This window comes from Agreia sp. PsM10 (genome assembly GCF_030433855.1).
Lineage (GTDB): Bacteria > Actinomycetota > Actinomycetes > Actinomycetales > Microbacteriaceae > Agreia.
On the sequence record NZ_JARUXC010000010.1, the window covers coordinates 86,710 to 100,829 of the forward strand.

General features: G+C 67.4%; 15 protein-coding genes. 3 read left to right on the forward strand and 12 right to left on the reverse strand.

Annotated features, from left to right (window positions below; all coding sequences use genetic code 11):
* Positions 1-7: 7 nt before the first annotated feature.
* The 5 genes from QCD70_RS13325 to QCD70_RS13345 are packed head-to-tail and all read right to left on the reverse strand — an operon-like array spanning position 8 to position 4,988.
* On the reverse strand, positions 8-619 hold the full coding sequence (locus QCD70_RS13325) for a hypothetical protein (protein ID WP_301217086.1): 612 nt from the start codon (positions 617-619) through the stop codon (positions 8-10).
* Positions 616-1,122, reverse strand: a complete 507-nt coding sequence (locus tag QCD70_RS13330) for a hypothetical protein (RefSeq protein WP_301217088.1) — start codon at positions 1,120-1,122, stop codon at positions 616-618. The genes QCD70_RS13325 and QCD70_RS13330 overlap by 4 nt, the downstream gene beginning before the upstream one ends.
* Complete coding sequence (locus QCD70_RS13335; RefSeq protein WP_301217090.1) at positions 1,110-1,724, reverse strand: CDP-alcohol phosphatidyltransferase family protein; 615 nt, start codon at positions 1,722-1,724, stop codon at positions 1,110-1,112. Before QCD70_RS13335 ends, QCD70_RS13330 begins: the two co-directional genes overlap by 13 nt.
* Positions 1,711-4,152 (reverse strand): PEP/pyruvate-binding domain-containing protein, encoded by a 2,442-nt coding sequence (locus QCD70_RS13340; RefSeq protein WP_301217092.1) that lies wholly within the window; start codon positions 4,150-4,152, stop codon positions 1,711-1,713. Before QCD70_RS13340 ends, QCD70_RS13335 begins: the two co-directional genes overlap by 14 nt.
* Complete coding sequence (locus QCD70_RS13345; protein WP_301217094.1) at positions 4,149-4,988, reverse strand: UbiA family prenyltransferase; 840 nt, start codon at positions 4,986-4,988, stop codon at positions 4,149-4,151. The genes QCD70_RS13340 and QCD70_RS13345 overlap by 4 nt, the downstream gene beginning before the upstream one ends.
* A gap of 12 nt (positions 4,989-5,000) precedes the next feature.
* Here QCD70_RS13345 and QCD70_RS13350 point away from each other — a divergent pair, with 12 nt between their 5' ends.
* Both QCD70_RS13350 and QCD70_RS13355 read left to right on the forward strand, forming a co-directional pair.
* Positions 5,001-5,489 (forward strand): hypothetical protein, encoded by a 489-nt coding sequence (locus tag QCD70_RS13350; RefSeq protein WP_301217096.1) that lies wholly within the window; start codon positions 5,001-5,003, stop codon positions 5,487-5,489.
* 24 nt (positions 5,490-5,513) lie between these two features.
* Positions 5,514-5,960: an SRPBCC family protein gene (locus QCD70_RS13355; protein ID WP_055927124.1), complete on the forward strand. Its 447-nt coding sequence runs from the start codon at positions 5,514-5,516 to the stop codon at positions 5,958-5,960.
* 5 nt (positions 5,961-5,965) lie between these two features.
* Here the strand turns inward: QCD70_RS13355 and QCD70_RS13360 are convergent, their stop codons facing one another.
* The 6 genes from QCD70_RS13360 to QCD70_RS13385 all read right to left on the reverse strand — a co-directional run bounded on the left by QCD70_RS13360 (position 5,966) and on the right by QCD70_RS13385 (position 11,595).
* A complete protein-coding gene (locus QCD70_RS13360; RefSeq protein ID WP_301217101.1) occupies positions 5,966-7,114 on the reverse strand; it encodes a mannitol-1-phosphate 5-dehydrogenase in 1,149 nt (382 codons plus the stop codon).
* A complete protein-coding gene (locus QCD70_RS13365) occupies positions 7,111-7,548 on the reverse strand; it encodes a PTS sugar transporter subunit IIA (protein WP_055927118.1) in 438 nt (145 codons plus the stop codon). The genes QCD70_RS13360 and QCD70_RS13365 overlap by 4 nt, the downstream gene beginning before the upstream one ends.
* 108 nt (positions 7,549-7,656) lie before the next feature.
* A complete protein-coding gene (locus QCD70_RS13370) occupies positions 7,657-9,240 on the reverse strand; it encodes a PTS mannitol transporter subunit IICB (RefSeq protein ID WP_301217104.1) in 1,584 nt (527 codons plus the stop codon).
* A 64-nt stretch (positions 9,241-9,304) separates the two neighbouring features.
* On the reverse strand, positions 9,305-10,957 hold the full coding sequence (ptsP, locus tag QCD70_RS13375; protein ID WP_301217106.1) for a phosphoenolpyruvate--protein phosphotransferase: 1,653 nt from the start codon (positions 10,955-10,957) through the stop codon (positions 9,305-9,307).
* A 12-nt stretch (positions 10,958-10,969) separates the two neighbouring features.
* Complete coding sequence (locus QCD70_RS13380) at positions 10,970-11,236, reverse strand: HPr family phosphocarrier protein (RefSeq protein WP_301217108.1); 267 nt, start codon at positions 11,234-11,236, stop codon at positions 10,970-10,972.
* 35 nt (positions 11,237-11,271) lie between these two features.
* Positions 11,272-11,595, reverse strand: a complete 324-nt coding sequence (locus tag QCD70_RS13385) for a PTS sugar transporter subunit IIB (RefSeq protein WP_301217110.1) — start codon at positions 11,593-11,595, stop codon at positions 11,272-11,274.
* Between the two features lie 180 nt (positions 11,596-11,775).
* On the opposite strand from QCD70_RS13385, the gene QCD70_RS13390 reads away from it, so the two are divergent.
* The gene (locus tag QCD70_RS13390) at positions 11,776-13,665 is read left to right on the forward strand and encodes a BglG family transcription antiterminator (RefSeq protein ID WP_367316724.1); all 1,890 of its coding nucleotides are present in this window, start codon (positions 11,776-11,778) and stop codon (positions 13,663-13,665) included.
* 120 nt (positions 13,666-13,785) lie between these two features.
* On the opposite strand, the gene QCD70_RS13395 is transcribed toward QCD70_RS13390, so the two are convergent.
* Positions 13,786-14,073, reverse strand: coding sequence for a GIY-YIG nuclease family protein (locus QCD70_RS13395; RefSeq protein WP_301217114.1), 288 nt, complete (start codon positions 14,071-14,073; stop codon positions 13,786-13,788).
* Positions 14,074-14,120 lie beyond the last annotated feature (47 nt).

The following is a 14,120-nucleotide window of genomic DNA, read 5'->3' on the forward strand; positions in this document are numbered from 1 at the left end:
CCCGCGGTCAGAGAACGACGAGGAGCCCGGCGACGACGAACGGGATGCTGACGTTGTCGGTGCCGAGGGGCGAGTAGCGCTCCGTCACCGTGGCGAGCAGGGCGACCGCCACGATCGCGAAGACCGGGAACCCGCACAGGGCGAGCACGACGACGCTCACCGCGAGGAACGCCCCCGAACCCCACCACGTCTTGCGACTCGAGCGCAGGTAGTCGCCCACCAGTCCGGCGGCCACGTCTGCGAGGCCGAGGATGAGCACCGCGGCCACGAAGACCGCTGTGTCGGCCTGGCCCAGCAGGGCGGCGACGCCGATTCCGAGCGGAAGATAGACGTCTCCGAACGAACGGCGTCGCACCTTGTGGATGGCGGTGAAGACGTGGAAGTGACGCGAGAGCCACATGAGGGCCGCGAACACGAGCGAGAGCACGACGAAGAGCCAGACGGGTACGAGGGTGTGCACGATCAGCGCGAAGAGGCAGGCGAGAACGTGGGCGACGCGCCGCGTGATCTCGGTGGGCACGCCGCGGGTGCGCACCAGGCGCTCGAGCACCACGAATGACAGCGCGAGGGCAATGGTGGCGGCACCGAAGACCAGAGCGCGCGACGGGTCGACGATCACAGCGCCGGCCTCCGCCAGGTGAGATAGACGGGCGATGCCGCCGTGGTGTGCCGCGCGACAGCCACGATTCGAGCGGGCGTCAGGCGACGAAACAGAAAGGTGCCTCGCGACAGCATGACGACGCGGCCCAGGCTCGCGCGCTCGAATCCGTACGACCGTTCGAGCCAGGCGGCGAACGCCGGGCGGAAGGTGACCGCGACGGCGCGCGACTCGATCTCGAGCAGCAGCGCGAGCATCCGGTCGAAGACCTCGCCCGTGCGCAATCGTGGCTCGACGAAGAGGTACCCGAGCTCGTGCGGTGCGAATCCCGACCCTTCGGACAGGAGCCAGCCGACGACGCGGGAATCGTCGGTCGCGATCGCGAGGCGCCCGTGCTCGAGGGCGCGAACGAGTCGGCGTGCGCTGCGCTCCGAGACCTCGGGATGGGTGCGGGCGATCGAGCGGATCTCCTCGGCCAGAGCACGATGTCGGTCGGCCGGGAAGCGCGCCGCTACGTCAACCACAGGATGGCGCCCACGGCCAGCGGCACGACGAGGGCGGCCCACCACGCCTGCCGACCGGTCTTGCGGATGCGGATCAAGGACAGCTGCAGAACCGACAGCACGATGAGAACGACGACGGCGAGCCACGGGATCCACGCCGCGTCGGGGAGGAGCTGCGTGAGGATCAGGAAGACGATGGCGCCGAGCGACAGGTGGCACACGACGATGCCGCGGTAGTACTTGATGGGCTCGTCGTCGGTGAAACCCTCGATGTTGAACCGGATGAGACGCAGGATGCCGGTGGCGACGATCACGAATCCGAGGGCCCAGCCGACGAGCCCGGGAATGATGTGGAAGCCCACGAGCACGGCCGCGTAGAGGGAGTAGTTGACGACGTCGATGAAGCTGTCGAGCTGCCGGCCGAACTCACTCGAGACTCCGAGCCTTCGCGCCACGAATCCGTCGAGCATGTCGAGAAGGAACGCGCCGAGCGCGCACAGCACGCTCGCCCGAAGCGACCCCGAGATGGCGAGGCCGATCGCGACCCACGCCAGAAGGAGGCTCGCGAGGGAGACGGCCCCCGCGGGCCCGATGGCCTTCAGCCAGTAGCTAGAGCGCGGCATCGATGTCTCCCGTTGTTCCGTTGATCGTGATGAGCTGCCCTGTTCGAAGGGCGTCGACGGCGCCCATCGCGGCGACGACGGCGGGCATGCCGAGCTCGCGGGCGATGATCGCCACGTGCGACAGCGCATTGCCCCGCTCGGTCACGACACCCGCGGCCTGCACGAACAGCAGGGTCCAGCCGGGGTCGATGTGGCTGGTGACGAGGATCTTGCCCCGCACGTCGACGGTCGGGTCGAACTCGTGCACCACGATCGCCTCGGCGGTGAGGACGCCCGGGGAGACGCCCATTCCCGCGGCCATCCCCGCCGCCGTGCGCTGTTCGTCGTCGCGCAGCCGTGCGGGCGCGATGAGGCCCGATCCGACCACCCGGCGCGCGAGCGAACGGGCCTCGAACGTTGCGAACTCGGCCCGCCGGCGGGCCACCACGGCTCGAGGGTCGGAGCTCCACGCGTGCCCGAACACCGCCTCGTCGAGTTCCTGCTCCGTGAGCCAGAACACATCGTCGGCCGCATCGAGCAGCTGCGCCTCGACCAGGCGTCGGCCCAAGGCGAGATACGCCGTGCGCGCGAGCCCGTAGACCTGGGCCCGGTTGAAGCGGAACCGCTCCCGCCAGTCGATGGCCTGCCGGGTGTTGCGGCCGATGAACCGGGTGCCGAAGCGTCCGCGGATCGAGCGGGCCGTCGCATCCACCGGTGGCCGACCCTCGGGGTCGGTGCCGAGCGCCAGCGCGAGGAGCGAGGCGTGGTCGTCGGCCAGCCGCGGGTTCTCGAGCTGCAGCTCGTCGGGCGCCCGCCCGCCGAACCGCGCGAGATACGCGTCGATGTCGAGACGCGTCGCCGTCCAGTCGGACGACGACAGGATGCTGTCGGCTGTCGCATCGCTGCCATGACGGTCGCGCAGCCTGTTGCCGAGCGCGCCGAGAGCGGTGAGCGGGGCGATCGACGCCCGGTCGCTGAGGCCGTGCAGGTACCCGAGGTAGTCGGCGTGCTGCTCGGGGCCGAAGCTGTAGGTCTTCAGCAGCCCGTGGAAGATCATGACCCGCAGGTCGTTGAACACGGGAGTCGCCCACAGCGTGAGGAGCTCGCCGCGCATGGTCTCGAGGGTCGACAGGATCGCGTCGGCCTGCAGGGTCGACCAGTCGATCGACTCGAAACGCGCCAGACGCTTCTGGAAGGTGCGGCTGAAGCCCTTCGACATCGAGTTCGACCGCAGCAGAAGCCAGCCCAGCCGACCCACCAGCGGGGCCATCGTCACCGCGCCCCTCAGCCCGAGCCGTCGCCGAGGCGCCTCGCCGGGCGTGCGCTGCGGCTGCAGCATCGCCGAGAAGAAGGCCTGGTTGCTGCTGGGACCGGGGATCATGCGCACCATCTCGTACCAGTTGTCGATCTGGTAGTAGACGTGACCGCCCAGGTAGCCGAGCGTGTTGCGGAACACCTGCTGCTTCGCATCCAGAACCTTCTGAGCCACGCCCAGTTTGCGGAAGAAGGCGGGATAGACGCGCGAGTAGAGACCGCGGATGAAGGAGTAGGTGAGCGGAAGCGTGATGCCGGGATAGTTCTCGGCGATGTTCGTGCAGTCCCACGCCAGCTCGTAGTCGAGCGCGACCGTGGTCTGCGGTCTCAGCTGCAGCAGGGCGAGGCGACCTCCGCGCGCCGCCCATTCGATGTCGACGGGTCGACCGAGCCTCGCCTCGCTCTCGAGAGCGATGTCGAGCAGCCGCTGGGGCGCGGGCAGGCCCGACGGCTGGGGAGCGACCTTCGACACCCGCAGCTCGAGCGCGTTCTCGCCCTCGACCGTCGTGTTCCGTGCCGATCTGCTCCAGGCGAGGGTCAGTTCCCCGCGGCCGTTCTCGCTGAACAGCACACCGCTGGTCGTGCCGACGAACATCTGCTGCACGACGACCGAGCCGCCGAGCTCGAGCGCCGCGATGCCGCGCGCCCGGGCGTAGGCCGCGACCCGCGCGGAGAACAGGCTGGCCACGGAGGCGCGGATCGCGTCTCGGACCGGCTGAGGCTCAACGGGCACGTCGAGGGTCGTGACGTACTGCCCGGCGAAGGAGTGCTCGGCGCCGTCCTCCGCGAGCGCCGAGGTGCGCACGCTGACCGCGCGCCAGCCGGCCGCCGACGACAAGGCCTCGGCGACGACGGCGTCGTCGAGGGCGATGGATGCGACGAGTCGCGTCTCGCGGGCGGCATACGCGTCGTCGTCGACGGCGCCCTCACAGAACTCGGCGACGAGGGTCTCGGCGCCGGCCTTGAGCTCGGGCCAGTTCTCGACGAGCCGGTCGACGGGGAGCACGACGAACGACGGTACGAGGCCGGGGTACAGGCGATCGAGTTCAAACAGTCCGAGCGCCTTGCGCCCGACGGATGCGTCGACGGTGTCGGCCTCGTCGGCCGGGTCGGATGCGTTGCGTCGCGCGCTCACGAGAGCATCGCCGCCGCCTGCAGCGGAAGGTGGATGGCGACGACCGTCGTGACCCAGCGATCGGATGCCGGCCGCACGAGCGCGACGGCCGCCGCGACGACCGCGATCACACCAGAGGCAAGGCCTGCGCCCGCCGTCGTCGCGAGCACTCCGCTCAGAACCACCAGCACGACCATCGCACCCAGCGTACGGCCCCTCCCCCACACGGCCGAGTACGTGTCCAGCACGACCCGGCCTCGGGTGTCGAAACGCGGGCTGAACTTGCGGGCCAGTTCGACCGACACGAACAGGGCCGTGCAGGCCAGCACTCCTACGGCGGTCCGCCAGTCCGGGCCCGCACCGAGCACGACCGCGACCCAGAGGAACAGCGGCAGGTAGATCGCCTCGTGCAGAACGAACGACAGCGTGAAGTGCCGCTCGAGCCGAGGCCCGGAGAAGAACTCGAAGACGGTCAGCGCGGAGTAGGCGAGAACGGGCAGGTAGAGCACGAAACCGAGCGGGCCTCCGACGAGCATCACGCCGAGCATCTCGACGACGAACGCGCCCGTTCCGATCACGAACAGTGTTCGCGGCGAGACCACTCCGCGCTGCACCGGTCGATCGGGGTACACAGCGCTGTCGTGCGCGAAGTCCTTCCACTCGTCTGTGACCCGGTAGCGCAGCAGCAGCGCCAGATAGATCACGAACAGCAGGATCGCCGAGGACCACGTGTGCGCACCGGGCGTGTCAGAGGTCGGCGCGAACAGTCCCACGGATGCCGCGGCGAACGCGGCCGACATGAGGGCGACGAGGGCGAGGGGAAAACGCTCGCGTAGATATATCCACGCGCCCCTCATAGTGTTGTGCCGATGGTCATCGTCTCCGTATGTGCGTTCGGCGCCGTTCTGGCGATCCTGGCGCACCTCGTGCTGCTCCCCCTGGCGAAGCGCCGACCGGTTCTCCTCCGCGGGGCGGAGTCCTACGCGCTCGGCGCCCTCGTCATTGTAGCCGTGGCGTTCCTCAGTGTCTGGACCATGCCCGCGCTGCTGCTGCTCATCGCGCAGCTCGTCGTGGCGATCGTCTGGCGACCCTGGGTGGCGATCGGCCTCGCGACCGAGCAGGTGCTGGCGGCCGTGGTCAAGGCATCCACCATGGTGCGGGTGAAGCGCGTGCCGGTCGACGACCGCGCCTTCGTCATGGGCGAGCGGTCACGGCTGCGGGTCGGTCGGCTGCTGCCGCGCGTTCAGCTCATCACGATTCGCGTGAGCGCGTCGAACGCTACCGGCCTCAAGAAGATCGCCCTCTTCCGCAACGTTCTGCGCAAGACTGTTCAGAACTACTCCCTCGGTCGAAGCTGACCGGCAACGAAGGAAGGAACCGCAATGGCCAGCGCCAAAGCACTCATCGTCATCCGCAAGCCCGTCTCCGAGGTGTTCGAGTACACCGCGAGTGCCGAGAACGGTCCGGCGTTCATTCCGAACCTGAACGAGAACACGAACATCACGCCCGAGAAGGCCGGGGTCGACCAGACCTTCGACTGGCGCTTCAACATGGCGGGCGCCGACCTGCGCGGAAAGGCGGAGGGAATCGCCTTCGAGGTCGACAAGAAGGTCACCCTGCGGCTCACCGGCGACGTGAACGCCACCTGGGACTACACGTTCGACGACCTCGGCGACGGCACGACGCGCATCACCACCGAGATCCTCTACGAGGTCGAGCCGACCGTGCTGCAGAAGGTCGTCAACGCCACTCTGCTCGATCGCATCAACCAGAACACGATCGAGCAGATGTTCGACAACCTCAAGCTGATCCTCGAGAGCGACGACTGACTCGGCTAGCTCTTCTGCACCCGCTCGACCACGCGCACCACGTGCGCATAGAGGGGGTGGGATTCGTCGAGCCCGGTCAGGCGTGACGTCGCGTCGGCCGCCGTCGACGTGGCGAGCAGCTCCTTCAGCTCCACGCTCTGCGCGTCCTCCGGCAGATCGAAGCGCAATGCGGCGCCGATCGCGCCCAGAAGAGCCTCGGGCACGACACCGCGCTCGGCGAGCTCCGCCGCCGGGCCGATGAAGCGCTCATGCCGGCCGAGCTTGCGCACGGGCTGCCGTCCGACCCTGGCCGGGGTGTCGGGCAGGAAGGGGTTCGCGAAGCGCGTGAGGTTCTTCTGAACGTACGCCTCCTGCACCTCGGGGTCGAAGTCGTACTTGGCGATGAGCAGCGTCTTGGTCTCGTCGAGCACCGCGGCGACCCGCGCGAAGACCTCGGGGCTGCGCATGGCGTCTGACAGGGTGGCCGCGCCCTCGAGAAAACCGAAGTAGGCCGTCGTGGCGTGGCCGGTGTTCACGGTGAAGAGCTTGCGCTCGATGTAGGGCGCGAGATCGTCGACGAAGTGGGCCTCGGCGATCTCGGGCAGATCGTCGCCGAAGGGGCCGGATTCGATGGCCCACTCGAAGAAGTCCTCGACGGTCACGTCGAGTCCGGCATCGGCCGCCTGGCCGGGAACGATGCGGTCGACGGCCGTGTTCGCGAAGACCGCTCGCGCGTCGATGGATGCGAGGGCCGCGTCGTCGAGTCCCGCCACGATCTCCTGCTTCAGCAGGTCGGTCGCGTTGATGGCGTTCTCGCAGGCCATGACGGCGAGGGGCTTGAGGGACGCGTCCCGCGCTTGGATGCCGCGGGCGATGAGCGGGGCGACGAAACGCAGGATGTTCGGGCCCACGGCGGTCGTGACGATGTCGGCCGAGGCGATCTCTGCCACGACGTCGGCCTCGTGCGTGGCCGAGTTGAGAGCGCGGTAGTTGTCGACCGTCCAGCTCTTCGACGACGCTCCCACCTCGTGCACGCGGTAGCTGGGCGTCGAGGCGAGCGAGTCGATGAGTTCGGCGTTCACGTCGGCGAACACCACCTCGTAGCCGGCGTTGTGCAGGATCAGTCCGACGAAGCCGCGACCGATGTTGCCGGCACCGAAGTGCACAGCCTTCATTCGTTCACCTCGCCGAGCAGCGCGAACAGCGCGGGGGCGTCAGGCGCATCCAGAAGCTTCTGCACCTCGTCGTCGTCGGAGAAGATGATGGCGATCTTCGAGAGGATGTCGAGGTGGCCGTTGTCCTTGCCGGCGATGCCGACGACGAAGCGCACCTCGTTGCCCTCCCAGTCGATCGGGTTCGCGTAGCGCACGAACGACAGGCCGGAGGCGAGGATCGTGTCCTTGCCCTCGTTCGTTCCGTGGGGAATGGCCAGGAAGTTGCCCATGTACGTCGAGACGCTGGTCTCACGCTCGAGCATGTAGTCGACGTAGTCGTCGGTCACGGCTCCGGCTGCAACGAGAATGGATGCCGCTTCGCGGATCGCGTCCTCCTTGGTGGTCGCGGTGCCGTCGACACTGATCGATTCGAGGTCCAGTACTTTGTCGCTCATGACGTCCTTCGTTCGCTTCGGGGGTCTTCGTCTGTAATGGGGCCTGGGCCGCCCGGCCGCCGGAGTCGTGCTCCGACGGCCGGGGGCGTCCTGGGGTGAGGGATCAGGCTACGCCTGGTCCGTGGGGTGCTGGGCTGCGACCTGGTTCACGACCTCGTCATAGCGGGGGCTGTTCATGAAGTTGTCGACCGACACGTGCTGTGCGTTCGGCGTCTTCTGCTTCGCCCGGTCGGTGAGCTCCTTCTGGGTGATGACCAGGTCGATGTCGTCGGTCAGGTTCGCGATGGCGAGGTTCCTGACGGAGACGTCGGTGATACCGGCCTTCTTGAGCTTGTTCCGCAGAACGGAGGCTCCCATGGCGCTCGATCCCATGCCTGCATCGCAGGCGAACACGATGTTCTCGAGGCGGGTCTCGGTCAGAACCGTTGACTGTCCGTGGTCAATCGTCTCGTCGCCCCCGAGAAGCGCTCCGACTCGGCTCTCGCCGCCCTTATTCGCGGCGTTCTGTGCAACAGCGGCTGCAAGAGCGTCGTCACCGGCGGCCTCGGCTGCGAGGTCCTTCTTGCGGCTGGCCCGGAGCATGATCGCCGAGATGAGGAACGACACCGTCGCCGCCAGGATGACCGAGAGGATGACGCCGATGTAGCTGTCCTTCGCCGTGACGAGCAGAACGGCGATGATGCTTCCCGGCGCAGCAGGCCCGACCAGCCCGGAGTTGAACAGCACGTTGGTAGCAACGCCCGTCGCTCCGCCACCGATAGCCGCGAGGATGAGCTGCGGCTTCATCAGTACGTAAGGGAAATAGATCTCGTGAATTCCACCGAAGAACTGAATGATGATCGCGCCGGGTGCGCTGGCTCGGGCCGCGCCGACACCGAACACCGCGAACGCGATGAGGATTCCGACACCGGGTCCAGGATTTGCTTCCAGCAGAAACAGGATCGACTTGCCATTCGCCAGCGCCTCAGGTGTCGCGACCGGGGTGATGACGCCGTGATTGATCGCATTGTTGAGGAACAGGACCTTCGCCGGCTCGATGATGATGCTCGTGAGTGGAAGCAGTCCAGCGTTCAACAGGCCTTCGATTCCGGCGCTCAGAACATTGGTCAGACCCTGGATCAGCGGCGCAACACCAAAGAACGCACCGATGGCGAGAAGGCCACCGACGATTCCACCCGAGAAGTTGTTCACGAGCATCTCGAAGCCGGGGCGGATCTTGCCATCCCAGAGCTTGTCGATCTGCTTCATGATCCATGCTGCCAGCGGACCGACGATCATCGCACCCAGGAACATCGGGATCGTGCTGCCCACGATGACACCCATGGTCGCGATCGTCGCGACAACACCACCGCGCTGTCCGTAGACCATGCGTCCGCCGGTGTTCGCGATGAGCAACGGCAGCAGGTAGGTGATCATCGGACCGACGAGACCGGCGTACTGCTGGAAGGTATTGCCGTCTGCGTCTTCGGCGAGGGTCGTCGCAGCGCCAGGCCATCCGATAGCGGCTGCATCGCCGAACCCACCAAGGATGCCGTTCGGCAGCCATCCGGCAGAGATGAAGAGAGAGGTGATGAGCCCCCACGCGATGAACGCGGGAAGGTTGGGCATGACCATTCCCGAGAGGAATGTGCCGAGCTGCTGAACGCGAACTCGGGCACCTCCCGGCTTGGTCGTTGCTGACGTCGTCGTCATGAGGATTCTCCTTGTTTTCTGTGTTGAGGGGGTGTGTGTGATCGGGTGTGGTGCGGGTGGTACGTCAGGAGGACGCGCTGGCGGACACCGCTGCGCGGGCCTCCATCGCGCTGTTCGCCTTGAGGGCGAGTTCGGCGAAGTGCTGGGCCTGCTCGATCGTGTAGAGACGCAGCTCCGCACGAACGTCGGCGAGCGCAGCCGGCGACATCGACAGGCTGGTCGCCCCGAGCCCGACGAGCACGACGGCGAGCAGCGGGTCGGCAGCAGCCTCGCCGCAGATGCCGACGGGCTTGCCCAGGGCGGCCCCGGCCTTGCCCACTTCGCCGACAAGGCGGAGCACGGCGGGGTGCCACGGGTCCTGGAACGACGCGACGCTTCCGAGGAGGCGGTCGGCGGCCAGCGTGTACTGCGTCAGGTCGTTGGTTCCGATCGACGCGAAGTCGGCGTCGACGAGGATGCGATCGGCGAGCAGAGCAGACGACGGCACCTCGATCATGACGCCGGCCGTCTTCAGGCCGACCTCGCGGGCGATGGACGTGAAGTAGCGCGTCTCCTCGAGGGTCGAGACCATCGGCGCCATGACCCAGACGTCGGCCGTGTTCTCGGCCTCGGCATTGCGGATGGCGGTGAGCTGGTCGCGCAGGATCTGCTCGTTCGCGCGAAGGGCGCGCAGGCCCCGGAGCCCGAGCGCCGGGTTCTCCTCGGGGGCGTCGTTCAGGAAGCTGAGCGGCTTGTCGGCTCCGGCGTCCAGCGCCCGAACCACGACCTTCTTGCCGGGGAACGCGGCGAAGAGCGCCGAGTACTGCGACTGCTGCTCCGCGACGGTCGGCGCCTGTGCGGAGTCGAGGAACAGGAACTCGGTGCGGAACAGGCCCACGCCTTCCGCTCCCAGCTCCACGGCCTCGGCCGCGCCGCCCGACGAACCGAGGTTGGCCAGCAGAGGGATCGCGGTGTCGTCGGCGAGACGGCCGGGGCCGGCGGGCGCCTTGGCCAGCGAGGCGCGCTCCTGGATCGCGATCTTCGCCTTGAAGCGTGCGTCCTCGTCCGGGTCGACCGTGACGGCACCCGTCGAGGCATCCACGATCACGGTGGTGCCGTTCGGAATGTCGAGTGCGCCGGCCACACCGACGACCGCGACGATCGACTTCTCACGGGCGAGGATGGCCGTGTGCGAGGTGGGACCGCCGTCGCTCGTGATGAGGCCCAGCACCTTGTCGAGGTTCAGGAGCGCGGTGTCGGCCGGTGCGAGGTCGCGGGCGACGAGCACGAACTGGTGGTCGGGATCGGGCACGCCGGGAGCCTCGACGCCCTGGAGCTGCGCCACGACCCGCTGCGACACGTCGTCGAGGTCGGTCGCGCGCTCCCCCATGTATCCGCCCATGCTGACGAGCAGGTCGCGGAAGCTGGCGAAGGCCTCGAATACGGCGCGCTCGGCGGTCTTGCCCGTCTCGAGCCGTGCCTTGACGTCGTCGGAGAGCGTGGGGTCCTCGGCCATGAAGGCCTGGGCCTCGAGCACGTCCTTCGCGGATCCGCCCGCACGCTCGCCCCGGGCCCGGATGCCGGCGGCCGTGGCGGCCAGCGCGACCGCGGCCCGCTCCTTCTCGGCGTCGACGCTCAGCGCCGACGGCGCATCCTGCGGTTCGGGAAGCGGTGCCGGCATCTGCAGCACCGTGCCCATGGCCATTCCGCGACCGATTCCTACTCCGGTGAAAGTCATGTCCGCCGCCGCTCAGGCTGCGTCGTGGTCGGTGGAGAGCAGGGCCGCGAGCTCGTCGAGCACCGCGTTCGCATCGTCGCCCTCGACAGACAGCACAACGTCGTCGTTGTGGTCGATGCCGAGCGAGATGACACCGAGGATGCTCGCCGCGTTCACGGTCTTCTCGCCCTTCGTCAGCTGGACGGGCACGCCGGCCTTGGCGGCTGCCTGCGTGAAGATCGATGCGGGACGGGCATGCAGTCCGTGCGTCGAGGCGATGGTGACGGTGCGTTCAGCCATGATTTCTCCTTGATTTTCGTATGTCGTTCGCTCGGTCATGCCGAGGTGGTCCGTTCGGCGTCGCTGCCCAGCACGAGATCGAGCGCGGCTTCCTCGCCGCGCGTGCCGAACACGGTGTCCGGCAGCAGGGCGCTTCTCGCACCGGCTGCATCGGCGAGCCGGGTGAACTCGTCGAACTGCGCTGCGAGGTGCGAGCCGACCAGCAGTACGTCGACCTCGCCCAGCCGCGCAGCGAGATCATCGGTGCTGGATGCCGCGACGGTGATCTCGATTCCGCGACCGCGGGCGGCCGCACGAAGACGATGGGCCAGAAAGGTGCTCGACGCACCGGCACCGCAGACAACCAGTACTCTGTGCATCTCCCGCCTCCTTGCGATCACAACCAATACTCTCGGAGAAGTCCCGGCTCCGCCCCCCATCGGGCCTCAGAAAACTTTCCGCAGGGGAGGAAGCGGGCTCGCGGCAATTAGTCTGGAGGCGCCCGGGATGGTTGACTCGGGTCGGGAGCCACCAGCATGAATGAGAAGTACGAACGCCTCTTGGACTATCTGTCCCAGGCCGATGGCTGGGTGACCGCTGCCGAACTCGCCGACAGGCTGGGCGTCACGACACGCAGCGTTCGCAGCTACGTCACCGCCGCGAAGACCGCCTCGCACCCGCACGAGACGATCCAGTCGGGGGTGCTGGGGTACCGCGTCGATCGTGACGCACTGGCGGCGTTCCGCGCGGAAGGTCGCAGCTCCGAGCCCGAGACGCCCCGCGACCGTATCTACCAGCTCGTCCGTCTGCTCGGCAACGCTCCCGACGGCCTCGACGCCCGCAGCCTCGCGGCCCGGCTCTTCGTCAGCGATTCGACCCTCGACCAGGACCTGCGCAAGGTCAAGCTCCTCGTCGAGTCGGAGGACCTGTCGCTCGTCAGGCGCGTGAATCACGTCTCTCTCGTCGGGTCGGAGGCGAACCACCGCCGCCTGCTGAGTCGAATGTTCCGGGAGGAGAGCGCTCAGGGCTTCCTCGAGCTCGAACGGGTGCAGCGCGAGTTCGAGTCCGAGAACCTCGGCGGCTTCAAGACCGAGCTGATCGAGATGCTCGACGCCCACGGCTACTTCGTGAACGAGTACGGCGTCAACAACGTGCTGCTGCACCTCATGATCGCTCTCGAGCGGCAGGACAGGGACCAGGCCGGCGACGCGCCCCTCGTGGCCGGCGGCCCTCGGATCGCCGAGATCGCCTCGGCGCTGTCCGGCCTCGTCGTGAAGCACTTCTCCGTGTCGCTCAGCACGACCGACCTCGACTATCTCGCGGTTCTGCTGACCACCCGTGTCGTCACCCCGGGGCATGACGAATCCACCAACGAGGTCGTCGAGAACTACGTCGACGCCGACGTGCTGGCGACCGTGCGGGAGATCGTCGCGCTCGTGCAGCAGGAGTACCTCATCGACCTCGCCGACGAGGAGTTCATGGTGCGGCTGTCGCTGCACGTGCGCAATCTGGTCGCCCGGGCCCACGACAACGCCTACTCGGCCAACCCGCTGACCCGGTCGATGAAGACGTCGTATCCGATGACCTACGAGCTGTCCGTCTACATCGCGAGCCAGCTCCAGCGACGCGCCGGCATCCACATCAACGACGACGAGATCGCGTTCATCGCCCTGCACGTGGGCTCGTATCTCGAGCGCAAGCAGCGGCGGGGCGACAGGCTGCGCTGCGCCGTCGTGTGCCCGAACTACTACGACATGCACGAGATGCTCACGGAACGAATCCAGCGCGCCCTCGGCGACGAGCTCGACGTGGCGATCGTGATCACCCGCACCGACGTCGACTGGGCTGAGCTCGACGTCGACCTCGTGCTCACGACCATCGCCTCCCGTGCGCCGCGCGAGAACGAGGTCGTCATCCAGCCGTTCCTCACCGAGAGCGACATCGAGAACGTGCGACGGGCGATCAGCCGGGTGCGTCGGCACGCGCGCCGCATGCAGATCAAAGACGACCTGCTTCTGTATTTCGACGAGGCGCTGTTCTTTCGCGAGCTGCACGCGTCGAGCGAGGTGGAGATGATCGAGACCCTCGGTCGCCGCATGGTCGACCAGGGCGTCATCGAGAGCTCCTACGTCGACGGGGCCGTGGAGCGGGAGCTCATGTCGTCGACGGCCTTCACCGACAGCATCGCCGTGCCCCACGCGATGGCCATGACCGCGAGCCGCACCTCGATCGCCATCGTCATCAACGACTCGGCCATGGCCTGGGGTGAGAACCGCGTGAACGTCATCGCGTTCATCGCGTTCGCGGCCACGGGGCGCACCTCGTTCCAGGAGGTCTTCGACCAGTTCGTCGAGGTCTTCTCCGACAGGGAGGACGTTCAGCGCATCATCAAGCGCGCGGTGGACTTCCCCACCTTCATCGAAGAACTCGTCCACATCATGGACAAATAGCCCGTTCCCTGAGCCCGTCGAAGGAGACGCCCGCTCCCTGCGGCTTGTCGAAGGGGACGCCCGCTCCCTGAGCCTGTCGAAGGGGAGGCTCGCTCCCTGAGCTTGTCGAAGGGGGCCGTGTCACGTCCCCGCCCCACCACCGCGGGCAAGACCAGGCAAATCGCCCCATCGCCCGTCGATCAGGGCCTCCTTCTTCGCCCTACTCCAGCCCTGCACCTGCTTCTCTCGGGCGAACGCAACGCTGACGTCGTCGGAATGTTCCGAGTAGACCAGTCGCACTGGAAGGCGCTTGCGCGTGAAGTTCGCGCCCGCTCCGTTGTTGTGTTCCCAGATCCGCTTCTCGAGGTTCCACGTGCTGCCGACGTAGTAGGCGCCGTCGGCACACTCGAGGATGTAGATGAATGGCATGGGGCATTGTTGCGCAGAAGCGATAACGGGCGCGGGAGTTCTCCACA

Excerpts from the sequence above, each read along its gene's own strand:
- QCD70_RS13335 (WP_301217090.1), bottom strand. The coding sequence starts at position 1,724 with ATGCCGCGCTCTAGCTACTGGCTGAAGGCCATCGGGCCCGCGGGGGCC.
- QCD70_RS13345 (WP_301217094.1), bottom strand. The coding sequence starts at position 4,988 with ATGAGGGGCGCGTGGATATATCTACGCGAGCGTTTTCCCCTCGCCCTC.
- QCD70_RS13350 (WP_301217096.1), top strand. The coding sequence starts at position 5,001 with ATGGTCATCGTCTCCGTATGTGCGTTCGGCGCCGTTCTGGCGATCCTG.
- QCD70_RS13355 (WP_055927124.1), top strand. The coding sequence starts at position 5,514 with ATGGCCAGCGCCAAAGCACTCATCGTCATCCGCAAGCCCGTCTCCGAG.
- QCD70_RS13360 (WP_301217101.1), bottom strand. The coding sequence starts at position 7,114 with ATGAAGGCTGTGCACTTCGGTGCCGGCAACATCGGTCGCGGCTTCGTC.
- QCD70_RS13365 (WP_055927118.1), bottom strand. The coding sequence starts at position 7,548 with ATGAGCGACAAAGTACTGGACCTCGAATCGATCAGTGTCGACGGCACC.
- QCD70_RS13370 (WP_301217104.1), bottom strand. The coding sequence starts at position 9,240 with ATGACGACGACGTCAGCAACGACCAAGCCGGGAGGTGCCCGAGTTCGC.
- ptsP (WP_301217106.1), bottom strand. The coding sequence starts at position 10,957 with ATGACTTTCACCGGAGTAGGAATCGGTCGCGGAATGGCCATGGGCACG.
- QCD70_RS13380 (WP_301217108.1), bottom strand. The coding sequence starts at position 11,236 with ATGGCTGAACGCACCGTCACCATCGCCTCGACGCACGGACTGCATGCC.
- QCD70_RS13385 (WP_301217110.1), bottom strand. The coding sequence starts at position 11,595 with ATGCACAGAGTACTGGTTGTCTGCGGTGCCGGTGCGTCGAGCACCTTT.
- QCD70_RS13395 (WP_301217114.1), bottom strand. The coding sequence starts at position 14,073 with ATGCCATTCATCTACATCCTCGAGTGTGCCGACGGCGCCTACTACGTC.